An 18,141-nucleotide genomic window follows, 5' to 3' on the forward strand; every position below is an offset into this window, starting at 1 on the left:
CTTATCACATCCATTCTCTTATTTTAACGAACTTTATATCTGGTAACAAGTAGAAACTACAAGGCGCCAATTATTCTGAGCTTTTAGAAAAATAAAACGAGTTCATATGTTCATGAACTCGTTTTTTCATCACTTATCTTCTTTTAAACAGCTGAAATCCTCCTAATACAACAGTCGGGATCGCAGCCATTCCAAGTACGAGCAGCCACTCACGCATATCAAGTGCAACCGTATGGAAAACTGGCTGCAGCGGAGGATAATAAATAACGGCAATCATAAGTAAAACAGAGATTACTACTGCTCCAACTAAATATCGATTTTCAAATGGATTTCGGTGATAAACTGAGTACTCGCTGCGGCAGTCAAAAACATGAATGAGCTGAGCCATCACAAGAGTGACAAATGCAACAGTTTGAGCCCTGATTAACTCATCAGGATGTGCTTCTAAAGTGATCCAGAATGCTGCTAGGGTAACAGCCCCAATCATAAAACCGCGGCTTAGGATTTTCCATGTTAACCCACGAGCAAAGACCCCTTCCCTCGGGCTTCTTGGTGCTCGCTTCATGACGTCGCCTTCTGCTTGGTCCATCCCAAGTGCCATAGCAGGCAGCCCATCTGTCACTAGATTAATCCATAAAATTTGAATAGCAACTAATGGAAGCGGCATTCCTAGCATCATCGCAAATAGCATAACTAAAATCTCACCGACATTTGATGCCATCATATAGCGGATGAATTTCCGGATGTTCTCATAAATATTGCGGCCTTCTTTAATGGCCGATTTAATCGTTGCAAAATTATCATCGCTTAAAATAAGCGAGGAAGCTTCTTTTGCAACATCTGTTCCTGTAATACCCATTGCAATTCCAATGTTGGCTGCTTTAATGGCCGGTGCATCATTAACGCCATCTCCTGTCATAGCCACAATATGCCCTCTTGCCTGGAGTGCTTTAACGATTTTTAATTTATCCTCTGGAGAGACCCTGGCGTATACATCTACATCGTCAACGCATCCCTCAAGGTCCTCTACACTCATTTGTTTTAATGTTCTCCCCTCTAACACTTGACCTCCCTCACGAAGGATCCCTAACTCTTTTGCAATTGCAGAAGCAGTAAGGCGATGATCGCCTGTAATCATGACCGTTTTAATTCCAGCTTCCCTGCATTCACGAATTGACCCCTTCACCTCAGGTCTTGGCGGGTCAATCATTCCTTCTAACCCTAGAAACGTTAATTGTCTCTCTGCTTCAAAAGGCTGGCTGCATACTTCATTTGCCTTTAATGGTCTATAAGCAATGGCAATCGTTCTAAGCGCTTTAGATGACAGATTAGAAATAACGCCCTCTACTTCTGTTCTTCTAGACGATGTGAACGCCTCTGTTTGTTGATTATATGAAATAGTTGTGCATTGAGATAAAACGACATCAGGAGCTCCTTTTGTAATAATAAAAGATCTCCCTTTCTTATCTTTAACTATGACGCTCATCATCTTTCTTGCGGAGTCAAAAGGAAATTCCATTACTCTAGTGTATTGTTCATTCAGACCCTCTGTACTGTATCCAGCCTTCATGGCAGCTACGACAAGAGCCCCTTCAGTCGGATCTCCATCTAACACATATTCAGTTCTCTCTTTTCGTAACATCCCCTGCTTCATAGACCGCGTCATAAGTGAAGCGTTATTACATATTGCTCCGTAACTAAGTAATTGCTGCAGAGCCCTTTCACGCTCAGGCAGCACTTCTACTCCGGCCAAACGAAACGCACCGCTTGGTTCATACCCATTTCCGCTGACTTCCCACAGCTTGCCGCCAGACCATAGTCTTGTGACGGTCATTTTGTTTTGGGTGAGCGTCCCCGTTTTGTCCGAACAAATAACAGATGCACATCCTAATGTTTCAACGGCGGGGAGCTTTCTAACAATGGCTCTTCGTTTAATCATCCGTTGAACACCAAGTGCTAATGCTACTGTGACGATCGCCGGAAGACCTTCAGGTATTGCCGCTACAGCAAGGGAAACCCCTGATAGGAACATTGTATAAACGTCATGACCCTGCCATACCCCAATAATAACGACAAGAGCCGTTAGTAATAAGGCAACAGCAATCAAAATCTTTCCTAACTGCTCTAATTTGTGCTGAAGAGGTGTAACAAGTGATTCGGTTGATTGCAGCAAGTGGGCAATCTTGCCCATTTCTGTTTTCATACCAGTGTTTACAACAACACCAACCCCATTACCTTGCGTAACCATCGTTCCCATAAACGCCATGTTCTCTTGATCACCTAAGGAGGCATCCTTTGCATCAAGCGGTGATGCATGTTTTTGAACAGGTACTGATTCACCTGTTAAAGATGATTCTTCTACCCTTAACCCATTTGCTGAAATTAAACGGATATCTGCACCAATCCGATCACCGCTTGTCACTTTCACCACATCTCCTGGTACGACTTGAGTGGAGAGAACCTTTTGCCACACACCGCTTCGATTAACCATCATCTGCGGTGAAGACAGCTCTTTTAGGGCATCTAACGATTTTTCAGCCTTTCTTTCTTGAACAAAGCCTAAAATCCCATTCAACAAGATGATAAACATGATCGTCACTGCATCAATGTACTCTCCTAATAAGCCAGAGATTAATGTTGCAGCTAACAAAACAAGAACCATAAAATCTTTAAATTGATTCAGAAACACTAAGAAAGCGGGTGTTCTCTTACCGTCATCAAGTTTATTGGCTCCGTAAACGCCAAGCCTCTTTTGAACCTCTTTCTCTGTTAAGCCTGTCTCAATTTTGGTCCTTACCGATCGTTCTACTTCTTCTGTAGTCATTCTCAACCATTGCATGCCGCCACCCCACATTTAGTCCTACTTCTGCTCACTAAGAAGACTCTCGCAACTTGCGACCTCTTCTTAATAGTCATTTATACAAGCCATCTTATTCAGCGAGAGTGAAAAACATGCTATACTCATGAAAGCAAATTGAACAAGCCAGCTTCTTACGACTATCTATCAAAAGAAAAGTATGCAAGGCTGGTTTGTGGTTAGAGAAGAGGTGCTACATATGTCATTTGACGGCATTATGACTCGTGCAATCACACACGAACTTTCACATACACTGCAGTCAGGTCGTATTTCTAAAATTTATCAGCCATTTAAAACAGAACTTGTCTTCACGATTCGAGCAAATGGTGCTAATCACCAGCTGTTAATGTCTGCAAATGCCAGCTTTGCCCGCATCCATTTAACGAATGAAAAGTATACAAATCCGGAGAAGCCTCCTATGTTTTGTATGCTTTTACGTAAACATCTTGAAGGCGGGATTATTGAATCGATTGAACAGATTGATATGGAACGTATTATTGAGATGACCATACGAAATAAAGATGAACTTGGTGATGTTCAATCGAAAAAATTAATAATTGAAATTATGGGACGCCATAGTAATATTATGCTCGTCGATGCTGATTCCGGCGTTATTTTAGACAGCATTAAGCATGTCAGTCTTTCTCAAAGCAGCTATCGGACAGTTTTACCAGGTCAACTGTATAAACGACCGCCAGAACAAGAAAAACAAAACCCGTTAGACCTTGATGAATCAGCTGTTTTAAAAGAAATGGACTTTAACCAGGGGAAGCTTGACCGGCAGTTGGTCGACCGTTTCAGTGGTTTATCTCCTCTTGTAGCAAAAGAAATTATTGATCGTTCTGGAATGAGCAATAGACAAACATTGCCGCAAGCATTTCTTGAAGTCTTCTCTTCGGTTAAAGATCATGAGTATACACCGCAGATGATTGAAGCTGATGGAAAAGAATACTTTAGTGTGATTGATTTACATCATCTAAACGGAGAGCAGCGCTCATTTCCTACAATTAGTAACATGCTTGATCGTTTCTTTTACGGCAAAGCAGAACGTGACCGTGTAAAGCAGCAAGCGTTTGACTTAGAAAAAATGCTTCGCAATGAATATCAAAAAAACAAAAAGAAATTAGTTAAACTTGAACGGACACTAACAGATGCTGATAAGGCAAAAGAGTATCAAAAATATGGTGAACTGCTTACAGCTAACCTTTATTCAGTAAAGCGCGGGGACAAAAAAATAGAAGTAATCGATTATTATGAAGAGGAACAGCCAACGATTGAGATTAAACTTGACCCGCTAAAATCTCCTTCAGATAATGCTCAAGCTTACTTTAAGAAATACAATAAAGCGAAAAATTCAGTTCAGGTTGTACTCGAACAAATGGAGCAAACTAGAGAAGATATTGATTATCTCGATCAGTTAATTCAACAAATGGAGAGTGCTTCGCCAAGAGACATCGAAGAAATTCGGGAAGAGCTGATTGAGCAAGGCTATCTAAAACGCAGACAAAAGCCTTCAAAAAAGAAGAAAAAAGAAGAAAAGCCTCAGCTTGAAGTATACACATCTTCTTCTGACCTTACCTTCTATGTCGGTAAAAATAATAAACAAAATGACTATTTAACAAATAAGTTTGCAAGACAAGATGAGATTTGGCTTCACACAAAAGATATACCAGGTTCACATGTGGTGATCAGAAGCACTGATCCGGATGAACAAACAATAATTGAAGCCGCGACAGTTGCTGCCTTCTTTAGTAAAGCCCGTCAATCTAGTTCAGTGCCCGTTGACTATACAAAGATCAGACATGTAAAAAAACCGAATGGTTCTAAGCCAGGATTTGTGACATACGATCAGCAAACAACCGTATTTGTGACTCCTGATGAAGATTTGGTACTGAGCCTAAGAGCGAAACAAACCACATAATAAAAGAGAGCGGACATATCCCGCTCTCTTTGTTTTTTATCCACCTATATGTGACATTTCAATTTTTTCTCTATTTCTAGAAGATTCCTCGGTTCTCTCAATAGAATATTGATCATCCCGCCTATTCCAGACTGAATGGATTTGATGAATAATGTCCTCATCTGCCGAACCATCACGAAGCATCTGCTTAAAATCAGTTCCCTTGGTCGCAAATAAACATGTATAAAGTTTCCCTTCAACGGATATTCTTGCACGGTTACACGAAGCGCAAAAGGCATCTGAAACAGAGGAGATAATCCCGATTTCATCATCTGAACCAATAAAACGATACCTCGTTGCTACTTCTCCTTCATAACGCGGGGCGATCGGTTGAATAGGCATCACTTGATCAATCTTTTCGATCATTTCCCGTTTAGTCAGAACATCATTTAATCTCCATCCATTGCTCGTTCCAACATCCATATATTCAATCAATCTTAAGGTGTAGCCTTTTTTTCTAAAAAACGCTGTCATTGGAAGAATTTCATGGTCGTTAACCCCTTTTTGAACAACCATATTCACTTTAACACCAAGCCCTGCTTCCGCTGCTGCATCCATCCCTTTAAGTACTTGATCTACCCCTATGCCTCGTCCATTAATCTCACCGAATCGCTTATCATTTAAGCTGTCTAAGCTGACGGTCACTCTTTTTAATCCAGCTTCTTTTAAACGGCTGGCCATTTTAGGAAGCATTACTCCGTTCGTTGTCATCGCAATATCGTCAATCTTTGTTGCCCGACGGAGCTGATCAATTAATTGATCAACATCTTTTCGCATCAGCGGCTCCCCGCCTGTAATACGCAGCTTCTCAATTGATGAAGCTTTTGTAAAAAGAGTAGTAAGTCTTGTAATTTCCTCAAAACTAAGGAGCTCGTCCTTCTTTAAAAAAGGGTAATCAGGACCGAATACCTCTTTAGGCATACAATAATGACATCTAAAGTTACAGCGATCTGTAACTGAAATTCTAAGGTCTCTTAGGGGCCGGTTGAATTGATCTGCTGCTTTATTCATTTAACCACCCGCTTTCAATATATTTAATTGACTCATGTTCTTTCTAGACTTTGTATAACTATTCATTTTCAATATTGATGTTTTTGTGACTATCCCGACCGGAAACCTCTTTCTTTTTATCAAGCAAGTTAAAGTTACCATCTATGAAAGCATAAACTTCTTCATTTCACAACCTTAAAGTTTTTTCCGATTAACATGTAATACACAATGCTCATTGACTTTATTACATCAAATTTTAAATTTGTATGAATTTTTCCTTGTCTGTGAATACGTTTCCATGATAAAATTGTGACAAATGTTCAACAATTGTGATTATGTCATGCTACGGAGCAGCGTCCCTGCTACCGACCATAACATAAGTCACACCTAAAAGAATGATTGATGTTTGATTAGTGAGTAGAGTCCCTGCTGATGATTAACCGTCAAGTTATAGGTTCATTCATGTACAGTAAGTGTATTGTATATGAATCAATCTAAGACTTGTCGGTTTTTTTATGTGGAAATATTCCTTTTGGCAGAGAGATAAAAGAAAAGAGGAGGAACATAATATGGAGACAACAAAAAACCGCTGGCTTATTGCCCTTAGTGCAGTAGGTATACATATTTCCATCGGTTCTGTGTATGCTTGGAGTGTTTTCACTAACCCGTTAATTGAAGCATATGGCTGGTCACTTAGTGCTGTTTCATTAACATTTAGTATTGCTATTTTATTTTTGGGAGTATCAGCTGCTTTTATGGGTCATTTTGTGGAAAAACATGGACCAAGGAAATCTGGAATTGTTGCAGCCATTTTCTTTGGGATAGGAACCATAGGAGCTGGCTTTGCTACAAGTATTGAATCAATTTTTCTATTATATGTTACATATGGGGTCCTCGGAGGAATTGGACTCGGGGTTGGGTATATAACCCCTGTTTCAACCCTTGTTAAATGGTTTCCAGACCGCAGAGGATTAGCGACTGGACTAGCTATTATGGGATTTGGCTTTGCAGCAATGATTGCAAGCCCTATCATGAACAGCCTGATCAACTCAGTTGGCATTGCAAATACATTTTACATTTTAGGTGTCGTTTACTTAGTCGTAATGCTGGGGTCTGCAAGCTACCTTGCTCCGCCCCCAAAAGGATGGATGCCTAAGGGATTTGAAGAGAAAATTCAATCAGGCGATAAAAAGCCTGTTGCTGATCTATCTCAATTAACTGCGAATGAAGCTGTTAAAACAAAGCGCTTCTGGTATTTATGGATCATGTTATTTATTAATGTAACGTGTGGAATTGCCATAATTTCAGTAGCTTCTCCAATGGCTCAAGAAATAGCCGGCATGTCAGCAGTAGCTGCTGCTGCAATGGTTGGAATTATGGGGTTATTTAATGGATTTGGACGAATTGGCTGGGCCTCCATCTCTGACTATATCGGTCGTCCCAATGTGTATACAACCTTTTTCATTATCCAAATTGCATCATTCATGCTGCTCCCGTCCCTATCACATGCGATTGCTTTCCAAGCCGTTGTATTTTTAATTTTAACGTGCTACGGCGGTGGATTTGCAGCCATCCCAGCTTATATTGGTGATATATTCGGAACAAAACAGCTTGGTGCCATTCATGGATATATTTTAACTGCATGGGCGCTAGCAGGGTTAGTCGGTCCGATACTCGCTTCAACGATTCGTGAAACGACGAACAGCTATGCAGGAACATTATACATTTTCACTGGAATGTTTGTCGTTGCTCTTATTGTATCAATCTTTATACGTTCAGACATAAAGCAGCTAAAAGAGGCTCAAAAAGAAGAAGGCAGCCAAGTTGCAAGTTGACAATTTTTTGTATGAGGTCTACGATATTTCATAGATTTATAAAGGAATCTATGATTATATAAAAAGGACTGACACAGATGAATAAATATGAAGCAGAATTTAGCAATGTCGTTCGCTCATTCCGCAAAAAACATATGGGTAAAGGCCCGGGTAAAATCCAAACGACCTTTTGTAAAAATTGGGCTATATGTGAGATGGAAGGAAACCTTTCTCCAATCGAACGATTTATAGCCAGTGCAGACGACGGAAAGCAAATGCTTAGGTCTGCTCGTACCGAAATGGTCAAAGATATGTATCGTAAAAATCACCCAATTGAAATGGAAGAACTGCTTCAGTGTCATTTTATTGACTTGTTTGTTGATATTGATATTGAAAGAGATTTTGGGATGAGTGTATTTGTTTTTGATCAAAACATTGAAGAGAAATTTGGTTCGGATAAGTAATTGAATATCCCCTTTTAACTCACTAACATTGAGGCATGCTGCATAGATGTTAGTGAGTTTTTATTTACAAGAATACTAGGCAAGCAGTAAAAGATAAGATATGATGTAGGAAACGTTTTAGGGGGGGTTTCAATGAATCATATGATAAAAATCTCCTTTATTATATTTGTGGCATTGATTATGTTTTATCCAAAACAATCTGATCAGCCCTATGCGTATGACCTGCCGGTTAACGGCGCTAGCTTCTATTCGCTTGAGCTTGAACTAGAAACATCCTATAAACAAGAGCACAATACTGCTTTTACACTAAATCTAAACCAAAGTTTGATTCTCTTTATATTGATTCATCTTACAATACTTCTTTATCACAATCCGGAATGGTATAAAAGAAGATTACAGTTATTTCTAACCATTAGAAAGTACCGGTCAAATGAATTCTTATTCTCTTATTTTCACTCTAATTATTCATAATTCATATACGTAGAGGGGGAATAACGATGATACTCGTTCGTTTCATTTTGATTGGATTGCTGTCAGTAACAGCTGTAGGTATCTTTATGTTTCAAGGAGTAGAGGCTTTCTATGCCATGCTGGAATTATTCAAAAAAGATTCTTAATCAAAAAGAGTATGGATTCCCATACTCTTTTTTTATATGTATTATTTTTGGGCCACCGTAATCATCGCAAGACCTCCTACCACAGGTTGATGAGTGACCTTTTTTGCTCCAAGCTTTGTTAATACGCTTGAAAGAGATTGCTCTGAATACCTATGCCGTCTCGTAGATACATTCGACCATTTAACTAAGGTCTCTTTTTCAAACCCTGTCATCTGGTTGCGGTCTGCATAAGATGAGGCTCGCTCAGGATTCATTGTTTCACTCGGATTTAACATCACGATCGTACCAGATTTTTTTGTCACTCGCAGCATTTCTGTAATGCCTTTTTCTGGCTCTGGCAGCAAAAACATCACACACGTGGATAGCGCACAATCAAATGTCTCGTCTTCAAAAGGCAGATGATAGGCATCGCCTACGATGAAATCATTTTTCGTATCTGTATTACTCGTTTGAAATAGCTCCTTTGCAGCTGTGATCATTTCTTCGGATAGATCTACTCCGACTATACGATCAGCCTCATTCAAACCTCTTGTCAACAGACGGCCTGTGCCGCAGCCAACATCTAGGATCTCTTTAGAACGCCATGTTCCGCTCATTTCTTTTAATTGGTCATGCACTTTACTCAGCCAATTCGTTCTTGCCATTCCATCAAAAAAAGAAACGAGGGAATCAAACTCTGCACCATCCATTTTTCTCATCCGTCTTCACCCTTTTTTATTAAGTCCACTTAACAGAAGAAGGGTCATTGCTCCAGGCAAGCAGCTTTTTTTCTTCTTCTCCACTAATTGTACCACGGCCTTTGGCAACATCAAGCAGAGTTGAAAAAGTTGTTAAAACAGAAGTTTCTAGGTCCGCCTCATTAAAGTTCGTCTTCGCATCAGCTAATTCATAAGTAAAGATTGCTGCCACACCTAATACGTTCGCGCCAGCTTCTCTTAGCGCTTCTGCTGCTTTTATAGCACTTCCTCCAGTTGAAATTAAGTCTTCAATAATGACCACTTTCTGGCCAGACGAAAGTTTCCCTTCAATTTGATTTTGTTTTCCATGCCCTTTTGCACTCCCGCGTACATACACCATCGGCAGCTCAAGCAGTTCGCTTACCCATGCCGCATGTGGAATACCAGCAGTAGCCGTTCCAGCAATCACATCTACATCTGGAAACTTTTCTTTGATTAATGTTTCAAATTCACCTGCGATCATGCGACGGACGTTTGGATAAGATAGAGTCATACGGTTATCACAGTAGATAGGCGATTTTATACCTGAGCTCCATGTAAAAGGTTCATTTGGCGAAAGGGTAACCGCTTCAATATCAAGTAAGGATGCTGCAATTTGTTTGTTCATTTTCCTTCCTCCCATTCTTTTTTCATTTCCAAGTAGGTTTGGTATGGATCAATAGATTCTGTAATGCTTCTTCCTACGACAATCCCCCAGCTGCCAAGCTCTTTTGCTTTCATCGGGGTGACAATTCGTTTCTGATCTCCTTTGGCATCACTAAGTCTGCGTATGCCTGGAGTAACAGTGAGAAAATCTTCTCCGCATACTTCGTGAATAAGCGGGACTTCTAAGGCGGAGCTCACTACGCCGTCTAACCCGGTTTTTTTAGCTAATGCAGCATAAGTTGAAACGACATGTGCGATCTCTTCTTTAATAAGTAGTTCATCTGTCAGCATCTCTTGATCTGTACTTGTTAATTGTGTTACAGCGATCAACTTCGGTCTAGGAGCATTTGCAGGTTTTCCTGCTTCTAAACCTTCAAGAGCTGCTTCCATCATTTTACGTCCGCCTGCTGCATGCACATTTATCAAGTCTACTTCCAAACTGCTCAATACTTTCATCGCTCGGCCAATAGTATTCGGAATATCATGCAGCTTTAAATCTAAGAAAACATGATGGCCATCTTTTTTTAATTGTTCAATGATTCTAGGACCTTCTTGGTAATAAAGTTCCATACCCACTTTCATATAAATCGAATCATGCTTAAATGTTTCTAAAAGTCTATCTCTAGCCTCTTTTTGATGAACATCTAAAGCTACAATTAGCGGACGCTGCATAATTCCTTCCAACTCCCTCCGATTAAATCGGTTATATGATCTACACCTAATTCATCTAATTTATCCGGTAGTTCTTTAATAATATTTGGGCAGATATAAGGATCTGCGAAATTTGCCGTACCAATAGCCACAGCACTTGCCCCTGCCAGCATCATTTCAATAACATCGTCCACCGTCTGGACTCCTCCCATTCCGATGATCGGTATGGAAACAGCCTGACTTACTTGATGAATCATTCGTACAGCGACCGGCTTAATAGCAGGTCCAGATAGCCCGCCTGCTCCGTTTGCTAATATAGGCTTTCGAGATTTTAAATCAATTCTCATACCAAGCAACGTATTAATCATCGATAATCCATCAGCTCCTGCCGCTTCTACTGCTTTTGCCATTTCCACAATATCAGATACATTTGGAGAGAGCTTAACGTATACGGGTTTAGTCGAAACTTGTTTGACCGCTGCCGTTAATTCAGCGGCTACTTCTGGGACCGTTCCAAATGCAATTCCGCCTTGTTTCACGTTCGGACAAGAAATATTTAATTCCAGTGCTGCCACGGTTGGACTTTGTGAAAGTTCTCTAGCAACTTCAACATAATCCTCCATTTGTGCTCCTGCCACATTTGCAATGATTGGCACCTCGTATTGACTCAGTCTAGGAAGTTCTTTTGTCAGTACACCTTCTAAACCAGGATTTTGAAGCCCGATTGCATTCAGCATTCCTGCTGTCGTTTCTGCTACACGCGGAGTCGGATTTCCAAAGCGAGCTTCAGCAGTCGTCGCTTTAATCATGATCGCCCCTAACAGATCTAAGTTATAAAACTCAGCATATTCAGCCCCAAATCCAAAGCATCCTGAAGCTGGCATTATAGGGTTCTTTAATGAAAGTCCTGGCAATTCGATATTCAAGCGATTTGTATTTAAGCGACTCGTATTCAAGCGACTCATATCACAACCTCCCCGACTTTAAATACTGGACCATCCGTACATACTTTGCGGTAGCTTGTGCCTGTAGGATCATCTTCGGTGTGACATACACATGCAAAGCAAGCTCCAATGCCGCAGCCCATTCTCTCTTCTAATGACACATATGCTCGTTTACCTTTATACAAATCACTTAACGCACGAAGCATTGGTGTCGGTCCGCAGCTGTATAGAATATCTGATTGGAGTTCCATCTCATCTATTGCATCAGTAACAAATCCGTTCGTCCCATAAGTACCATCCACTGTCGCTATATACGTGTCCCCTAGCTGCTTGAATTCTTCTTCATAAAACACGTCTTTTTTGGATTGGAATCCGAGTACATGAATAACTCGGACCCCGCGACTAATTAATTGCTTTGATAGATAATAAAGCGGTGGTACACCTATTCCGCCCCCAACCAGAAGAGCCGTCTCTCCTGGCTGTGCTTCCTCTACCGGAAATCCTGTCCCAAGCGGTCCTAGTAAATCAATCTCATCCCCGCTCTTTTTGTGAGACAGCCTTTCGGTTCCCTTTCCTTCCACTCGATAAATCATTTTAAGAGTTTCGGAGGAGCGATCAACATCACATATACTTAATGGACGTCTTAACAGCAAATCATCAAATGAGCCTGTTTTAAGATGAACAAATTGGCCAGGATTCACCATCTGCTTCACTTGCTCGCCGCTGCATATCAGCTCATAGATACGATCCGCTACTAACCGTTGACTTTCCACTTTCAACATTGCTTGCTTCTGCATGCTTGACTCCCCCTTTTGGTGCTTGCATATGAGGCATGGATTCTGAAGTAAATGTGATAGATTCCAACACACTAAGAAGTGCATCTGCTGTATCAATTGATGTTAAGCAAACGACCCCATTTTCTACCGCTTCACGTCGGATTCTGAATCCGTCACGTGCTGGCTGTTTACCGCGAGTTAAGGTGTTGATGACAAACTGCGCTTCACCTTGTCTAATTACATCGAGTAAGTGCGGTTTTTCTTCACCGATTTTGTTCACAGTTGTTACAGGGATGCCAAGCTCTTTGATAAATTTAGCAGTACCAGCTGTAGCAAGAATGTTGTAGCCGATTTTATTAAAGCGTTCTACTAAACTAAGCGCTTCTTCTTTGTCTTTATCAGCAATTGTAAACAGTACAGAACCGTGAGTTGGTATTTTCATTCCAGAAGCAATTAACCCTTTGTATAATGCTTTTTCTAAAGTCACATCACGACCCATTACTTCACCAGTCGATTTCATTTCAGGTCCTAGCGTGATATCTACTCGGCGCAGCTTAGCAAATGAGAACACAGGTACTTTGACAGAAACAACAACAGATTCAGGATGGTAACCTGTTTGATATCCTAGTTCCGGCAAGGTTTGACCGAGCATCACTTTGGTTGCTAGATTAGCCATCGAAACGCCCGTGATTTTACTTAAAAATGGAACGGTACGACTTGATCTTGGGTTTACTTCTAGTACATACACTTCATCTTGATGCCATACATATTGAATATTTAACAGCCCTACAATGTTTAACCCGCGAGCAATAGCAATCGTACGGTCAATAATTTTCTGTTTAAGGTGATCAGGCACCGTTTGAGGCGGATAGACTGCGATTGAGTCCCCTGAGTGCACCCCTGCACGTTCGATGTGTTCCATCATTCCCGGAATATACACATTCTCTCCATCAGAAATGGCATCTACTTCTAGCTCTTTTCCTGTTAGATAGCGGTCGATTAAGACTGGGTGTTTTGGATTAATTTTCACTGCGTGCGTCATATAGTGCAACAGTTCTTCTTCTTTATACACAATTTCCATCGCGCGGCCGCCGAGTACATATGATGGTCTGACTAGCACTGGGTAGCCGATATTTGCAGCAATTTTCACTGCTTGTTCAACGGATGTTGCTGTTTTCCCTAATGGCTGCGGAATATCTAGTGCCATTAATGTTTGTTCGAATTTATCGCGATCCTCTGCACGGTCCATATCTTCTAGAGATGTTCCAATGATTTTTACTCCGCGCGCAGCTAATTGATCCGCTAGATTAATCGCCGTCTGTCCTCCGAATTGAACAATCACACCTTCTGGCTTTTCATGATTAACTACATGCATTACATCCTCTACCGTCAAAGGCTCAAAGTACAGCTTGTCGGATGTACTAAAATCAGTCGATACGGTTTCAGGATTATTATTCATAATGATTGCTTCATACCCTGCTTCTTTAATCGCCCATACCGTATGAACCGTTGCATAATCAAATTCAATCCCTTGACCAATGCGGATCGGGCCTGATCCTAATACAAGAATGCTCTTTTTAGTTGTACGAACAGATTCCATTTCCTCTTCATACGTCCCGTAGTAATAAGGGGTGCGAGATTCAAATTCTGCTGAACATGTATCGACCATTTTATAAACTGGGGTAATTCCCTCTTCCATCCGAGTTTCATAGACTGCATTTTCTGTGAGATCCCAAAGCTTTGCTACTTGAGAATCACAGAACCCTCGTTCTTTAGCTTCCTTCAACACATCAAGGTCTCCATTATGCTCACCCAGCTTGTTTTCTAAAGCTACAATTCGATTGAGTTTTTGTAAAAAGAAGCGATCAATATCTGTCAGTTCATGCAGCTCTTCTACTTTAACTTCTCTTCTTAGTAATTCAGTGAGGGCAAAGATTCGTTGATCATCCGGCTTCGTAACTTTCTCTTTTAATTCATTTGTTTCTAAATTTGTTACGTCTGCATCAAACAAATGATCATACCCTGCTTCAAGAGAGCGAACTGCTTTTAATAAAGATTCTTCTAGGTTGCGTCCGATCGCCATGACTTCCCCTGTTGCCTTCATTTGCGTTCCTAACCTGCGATTAGCCGCTTCAAATTTATCAAAAGGCCAGCGAGGAATTTTAGATACTACATAATCTAGGGCAGGCTCAAAGCTGGCATACGTTGTTTTTGTAACCGGGTTTTGAATTTCATCAAGTGCATACCCTACAGCAATCTTGGCAGCCATTTTTGCAATCGGATACCCTGTTGCTTTACTTGCAAGTGCAGAAGAACGGCTGACCCTCGGGTTCACTTCGATAATATAGTACTGATCGCTATCTGCATCTAGCGCAAACTGAACGTTGCATCCTCCTTCAATCCCTAATGCACGAATGATTTTTAAAGATGAATTACGGAGCATTTGATAATCACGATCCGTTAGTGTTTGGCTTGGTGCAAATACGATTGAATCTCCTGTATGCACTCCGACTGGATCAAAGTTTTCCATGTTACATACAACGATTGCTTGATCTGATGCATCTCGCATAACTTCATACTCTACTTCTTTAAACCCAGCAATGCTTTTTTCTACTAAACATTGCGTTACAGGGCTGTATTTAAGGCCGCTAGATACGATCTCGATTAATTCGTCATCATTATGAACAATACCGCCGCCTGTTCCACCTAGTGTATATGCAGGACGAACGATGATCGGATAGCCGATTTTCCGGACAAATACTTGCGCTTCTTCAACTGTATGAACAATTTCACTCTCAGGCACTGGTTCATTTAATTCATTCATTAATGCACGAAACTGCTCTCTATCTTCAGCTTGTTTAATTGCTTTTAAATCCGTACCGAGTAATTCAATATTATAGGCATCTAATATTCCTGATTCATCAAGCTCCATTGCCATATTAAGACCAGTTTGTCCTCCTAAAGTGGCTACAATTCCACAAGGACGCTCTTGGCGGATAATTCGGCTGACGAATTCAAGTGTAATCGGCTCAATATACACACGATCAGCCATTGTTGTATCTGTCATGATTGTGGCAGGATTTGAATTGATTAAAATGACTTCATACCCTTCTTCTTTTAACGCTTGGCAAGCTTGAGTTCCTGCATAATCAAATTCCGCTGCTTGACCAATGACAATGGGACCTGACCCTATGACTAAGATTTTTTGAATGTCCGTACGTTTACCCATTATTAAAAACTCCTCTCGGCATTTCCATTGTATTGTGATTGTCTATCGATGCATTAAGTGCTTATTTAGATTGCTTGAACTTCTTTTGACTTTTTCTCTTCCGCTATCATGTGTAAAAATGCATCAAATAGATAACTTGCATCTTCAGGACCTGGTGATGCTTCTGGATGATATTGAACACTAAAAGCTGGATAATCGAGATGCTTCAATCCTTCTACTGTTCCATCATTTACAGCCTCATGTGTCATTTCAAGTCTTGTGTTTACTAGACTCTCTTTATCAACCGTATAGCCATGGTTTTGAGCAGTGATATCGATTTTGCCAGTGGCAATTTCTCTTACTGGGTGGTTAGAGCCACGGTGGCCAAAGCGTAATTTACTTGTTGTTGCTCCTGAAGCAAGTGCTAAAAGCTGATGTCCTAGACAAATTCCAAAGATCGGCACCTTCCCTAAAAGTTCTTGAATCATCGTGATTGCTTGAGGTACATCTTCTGGATTACCTGGGCCATTGCTTAGTAAAATCCCATCCGGTCTAAGTCTGAGAATTTCTTCTGCACTCGTGTCATATGGCACAACAACCACATCACAATGTCGCTCGATCAATGACTGTAAAATGCCATGCTTCATACCGAAGTCGACCAACACAATTCGTTCTTCTTTGCCTGGTGCATGGTAGGCATCTCTTACAGAAACCGTTTCAACTTGATCGTGCTGCCATCCAGTGTTTGAAAGCTCTTGTACGATTTCGTCACGATCTACATCCATTGAGCAAATGCGCCCTCTTAATGTGCCATGCTCACGAATTAATCGAGTAAGCTTCCGTGTGTCGATTCCTTCTAATCCTGGGATTCCTCTTGCCTGAAGAAATGTATGAAGTGATTCTTCATTCTTCCAATGGCTAGGCTCGCGTTCTACTTCTCTCACAATCAAACCATGAATGGCAGGTGTAATTGATTCAAAATCATCACGATTGATTCCGTAGTTTCCAATCAGCGGGTAAGTCAATGTAACAATTTGACCGCAGTAAGAAGGATCAGATAATATTTCCTGATAACCTGTCATTCCTGTATTAAAGACTACTTCTCCTTTTAGTTCCGTATCTGCTCCAAATCCTCTGCCCACAAAATACGTCCCATCCTCTAAAATTAATTGTCTTTTCATTACTTTACACGCTCCTTTTCCCATACAAGTTCACCGCCAACAAAAGTCATCATCGGCCACCCTGTTGTCTTCCAGCCTTTAAAAGGTGTATTTTTACCTTTAGATGCAAAATCATCTGGGTTAATCGTTTCCACCTGCTCTAAGTCAATCACACAAAGGTCTGCCGCAGCACCTTCTTTTAATCCACCCGCATTCAGCTTAAATGTTTTGGCTGGTGCTACTGTCAGCCAATCAATCAGCTGTTTTAATGTAATTACGTTCTTCTTCACTAGATGTGTATTTAGTAAGGTAAATGCAGTTTCAAGACCTACAATGCCAAATGGTGCACGTTCGATTCCTTGTGCTTTCTCTTCAGCTGTATGCGGTGCATGATCGGTCGCAATGAAATCGATCGTTCCATCTAGCAGTCCCTCAATTAATGCCTCCTGATCTTCCTTGCTGCGAAGGGGAGGATTCATTTTATAGTTTGCATCCAGCCCGTCAATGTCGTCTTCACATAGGAGCAAGTGGTGCGGTGTTACTTCTGCTGTTACTCGTATACCAGCGCGTTTGGCATCACGTACCACTCGGACTGATTCTTTTGTTGAAATATGACACACATGATAATGAACACCTGCAGCTTCGGCGAGCAGCACGTCTCTTGCAATATGTACGGATTCACATACTGAAGGAATGCCATTCAAGCCATTTTCTTTAGAGAAACGTCCCTCATGTACTGAACCATTTTGAATAAGTGTATTTTCTTCACAGTGAGCAACAATCGCCATATCAAGTGCTGCTGCCTTTCTCATCGCTTCTAGCATCATACTAGCTGACTGAATTCCAACACCATCATCAGTGAATGCAAATGCACCTGACTCTTTTAGCTCTTCGAAATTGGTTAATTCACGGCCAAGCAATCGTGTCGTAATCGCTGCATAAGGCAGTACATTTACACTTGCTGTCTCTTTAATGCGATCATTCATCCAGTTAAGTTGTTCCTTTGTGTCAGGTGTAGGTCTTGTATTAGGCATTGCACAAATGGTCGTGAATCCACCTCTTGCTGCCGCTTTAGTTCCCGTCTCGATCGTTTCTTTCTTTTCACCGCCGGGCTCACGGAGATGTACATGCACATCAACAAATCCTGGAGTGATTAACTTTCCTGCCACATCGATGATCTGTTGCTCTGCATCGTTTGGGATGGTGCTCACTAGTTTTCCATTTTCAAAAGAAACATCTGCTCTTACTAATTCACCAGATTCTGATAAGATGAAGCCATTTTTTAATGTTGTAATCATCATTCATTCCCCCATTTATT

14 protein-coding genes are annotated in these 18,141 nt (G+C 40.9%); 4 read left to right on the forward strand and 10 right to left on the reverse strand.

Going from position 1 to position 18,141, the window contains the following annotated elements; genetic code table 11:
- Positions 1-133 precede the first annotated feature (133 nt).
- The gene (locus tag PQ478_RS14160; protein ID WP_289234659.1) at positions 134-2,839 is read right to left on the reverse strand and encodes a calcium-translocating P-type ATPase, SERCA-type; all 2,706 of its coding nucleotides are present in this window, start codon (positions 2,837-2,839) and stop codon (positions 134-136) included.
- A 217-nt stretch (positions 2,840-3,056) separates the two neighbouring features.
- On the opposite strand from PQ478_RS14160, the gene PQ478_RS14165 reads away from it, so the two are divergent.
- On the forward strand, positions 3,057-4,778 hold the full coding sequence (locus PQ478_RS14165; RefSeq protein WP_289234660.1) for an Rqc2 family fibronectin-binding protein: 1,722 nt from the start codon (positions 3,057-3,059) through the stop codon (positions 4,776-4,778).
- Between the two features lie 36 nt (positions 4,779-4,814).
- Here PQ478_RS14165 and moaA read toward each other — a convergent pair whose 3' ends face one another.
- Positions 4,815-5,828 carry a GTP 3',8-cyclase MoaA gene (moaA, locus tag PQ478_RS14170; RefSeq protein WP_289234661.1) on the reverse strand — a complete coding sequence of 338 codons (1,014 nt, stop codon included), beginning with the start codon at positions 5,826-5,828 and terminating at the stop codon, positions 4,815-4,817.
- Positions 5,829-6,376: 548 nt separating this feature from the next.
- Here moaA and PQ478_RS14175 point away from each other — a divergent pair.
- From PQ478_RS14175 to PQ478_RS14185, 3 genes are all read left to right on the forward strand, one after another.
- On the forward strand, positions 6,377-7,642 hold the full coding sequence (locus tag PQ478_RS14175; protein ID WP_289234662.1) for an L-lactate MFS transporter: 1,266 nt from the start codon (positions 6,377-6,379) through the stop codon (positions 7,640-7,642).
- A gap of 77 nt (positions 7,643-7,719) precedes the next feature.
- The gene (locus tag PQ478_RS14180) at positions 7,720-8,085 is read left to right on the forward strand and encodes a Na-translocating system protein MpsC family protein (protein ID WP_012959451.1); all 366 of its coding nucleotides are present in this window, start codon (positions 7,720-7,722) and stop codon (positions 8,083-8,085) included.
- 132 nt (positions 8,086-8,217) lie between these two features.
- The gene (locus tag PQ478_RS14185) at positions 8,218-8,556 is read left to right on the forward strand and encodes a hypothetical protein (RefSeq protein WP_289234663.1); all 339 of its coding nucleotides are present in this window, start codon (positions 8,218-8,220) and stop codon (positions 8,554-8,556) included.
- Between the two features lie 187 nt (positions 8,557-8,743).
- Here the strand turns inward: PQ478_RS14185 and PQ478_RS14190 are convergent, their stop codons facing one another.
- From PQ478_RS14190 to pyrC, 8 genes are all read right to left on the reverse strand, one after another.
- Positions 8,744-9,400 (reverse strand): class I SAM-dependent methyltransferase, encoded by a 657-nt coding sequence (locus PQ478_RS14190; protein ID WP_012959454.1) that lies wholly within the window; start codon positions 9,398-9,400, stop codon positions 8,744-8,746.
- 19 nt (positions 9,401-9,419) lie between these two features.
- Positions 9,420-10,046, reverse strand: coding sequence for an orotate phosphoribosyltransferase (gene pyrE / locus PQ478_RS14195; RefSeq protein WP_139314693.1), 627 nt, complete (start codon positions 10,044-10,046; stop codon positions 9,420-9,422).
- Positions 10,043-10,756, reverse strand: a complete 714-nt coding sequence (gene pyrF / locus PQ478_RS14200) for an orotidine-5'-phosphate decarboxylase (protein ID WP_289234664.1) — start codon at positions 10,754-10,756, stop codon at positions 10,043-10,045. The genes pyrE and pyrF overlap by 4 nt, the downstream gene beginning before the upstream one ends.
- Positions 10,741-11,700: a dihydroorotate dehydrogenase gene (locus PQ478_RS14205; RefSeq protein ID WP_289234665.1), complete on the reverse strand. Its 960-nt coding sequence runs from the start codon at positions 11,698-11,700 to the stop codon at positions 10,741-10,743. The genes pyrF and PQ478_RS14205 overlap by 16 nt, the downstream gene beginning before the upstream one ends.
- The gene (locus PQ478_RS14210; RefSeq protein ID WP_289234666.1) at positions 11,697-12,476 is read right to left on the reverse strand and encodes a dihydroorotate dehydrogenase electron transfer subunit; all 780 of its coding nucleotides are present in this window, start codon (positions 12,474-12,476) and stop codon (positions 11,697-11,699) included. Before PQ478_RS14210 ends, PQ478_RS14205 begins: the two co-directional genes overlap by 4 nt.
- Positions 12,415-15,684, reverse strand: coding sequence for a carbamoyl-phosphate synthase large subunit (carB, locus tag PQ478_RS14215; RefSeq protein WP_289234667.1), 3,270 nt, complete (start codon positions 15,682-15,684; stop codon positions 12,415-12,417). Before carB ends, PQ478_RS14210 begins: the two co-directional genes overlap by 62 nt.
- A 65-nt stretch (positions 15,685-15,749) precedes the next feature.
- Positions 15,750-16,844 (reverse strand): carbamoyl phosphate synthase small subunit, encoded by a 1,095-nt coding sequence (locus PQ478_RS14220; protein ID WP_289234668.1) that lies wholly within the window; start codon positions 16,842-16,844, stop codon positions 15,750-15,752.
- Positions 16,844-18,121 (reverse strand): dihydroorotase, encoded by a 1,278-nt coding sequence (pyrC, locus tag PQ478_RS14225; protein ID WP_289236985.1) that lies wholly within the window; start codon positions 18,119-18,121, stop codon positions 16,844-16,846. Before pyrC ends, PQ478_RS14220 begins: the two co-directional genes overlap by 1 nt.
- Positions 18,122-18,141 lie beyond the last annotated feature (20 nt).

This window comes from Alkalihalophilus pseudofirmus (assembly GCF_029094545.1).
Classification (GTDB): Bacteria; Bacillota; Bacilli; order Bacillales; family Bacillaceae_D; genus Alkalihalophilus; species Alkalihalophilus pseudofirmus.

Bases quoted from the DNA above. Each gene is read 5' to 3' on its own strand.
- PQ478_RS14175 (WP_289234662.1), top strand. From the start codon at position 6,377: ATGGAGACAACAAAAAACCGCTGGCTTATTGCCCTTAGTGCAGTAGGT.
- moaA (WP_289234661.1), bottom strand. From the start codon at position 5,828: ATGAATAAAGCAGCAGATCAATTCAACCGGCCCCTAAGAGACCTTAGA.
- pyrE (WP_139314693.1), bottom strand. From the start codon at position 10,046: ATGAACAAACAAATTGCAGCATCCTTACTTGATATTGAAGCGGTTACC.
- PQ478_RS14180 (WP_012959451.1), top strand. From the start codon at position 7,720: ATGAATAAATATGAAGCAGAATTTAGCAATGTCGTTCGCTCATTCCGC.
- PQ478_RS14205 (WP_289234665.1), bottom strand. From the start codon at position 11,700: ATGAGTCGCTTGAATACGAGTCGCTTAAATACAAATCGCTTGAATATC.
- carB (WP_289234667.1), bottom strand. From the start codon at position 15,684: ATGGGTAAACGTACGGACATTCAAAAAATCTTAGTCATAGGGTCAGGT.
- pyrC (WP_289236985.1), bottom strand. From the start codon at position 18,121: ATGATTACAACATTAAAAAATGGCTTCATCTTATCAGAATCTGGTGAA.
- PQ478_RS14220 (WP_289234668.1), bottom strand. From the start codon at position 16,844: ATGAAAAGACAATTAATTTTAGAGGATGGGACGTATTTTGTGGGCAGA.
- pyrF (WP_289234664.1), bottom strand. From the start codon at position 10,756: ATGCAGCGTCCGCTAATTGTAGCTTTAGATGTTCATCAAAAAGAGGCT.
- PQ478_RS14160 (WP_289234659.1), bottom strand. From the start codon at position 2,839: ATGCAATGGTTGAGAATGACTACAGAAGAAGTAGAACGATCGGTAAGG.
- PQ478_RS14210 (WP_289234666.1), bottom strand. From the start codon at position 12,476: ATGCAGAAGCAAGCAATGTTGAAAGTGGAAAGTCAACGGTTAGTAGCG.
- PQ478_RS14190 (WP_012959454.1), bottom strand. From the start codon at position 9,400: ATGAGAAAAATGGATGGTGCAGAGTTTGATTCCCTCGTTTCTTTTTTT.
- PQ478_RS14185 (WP_289234663.1), top strand. From the start codon at position 8,218: ATGAATCATATGATAAAAATCTCCTTTATTATATTTGTGGCATTGATT.
- PQ478_RS14165 (WP_289234660.1), top strand. From the start codon at position 3,057: ATGTCATTTGACGGCATTATGACTCGTGCAATCACACACGAACTTTCA.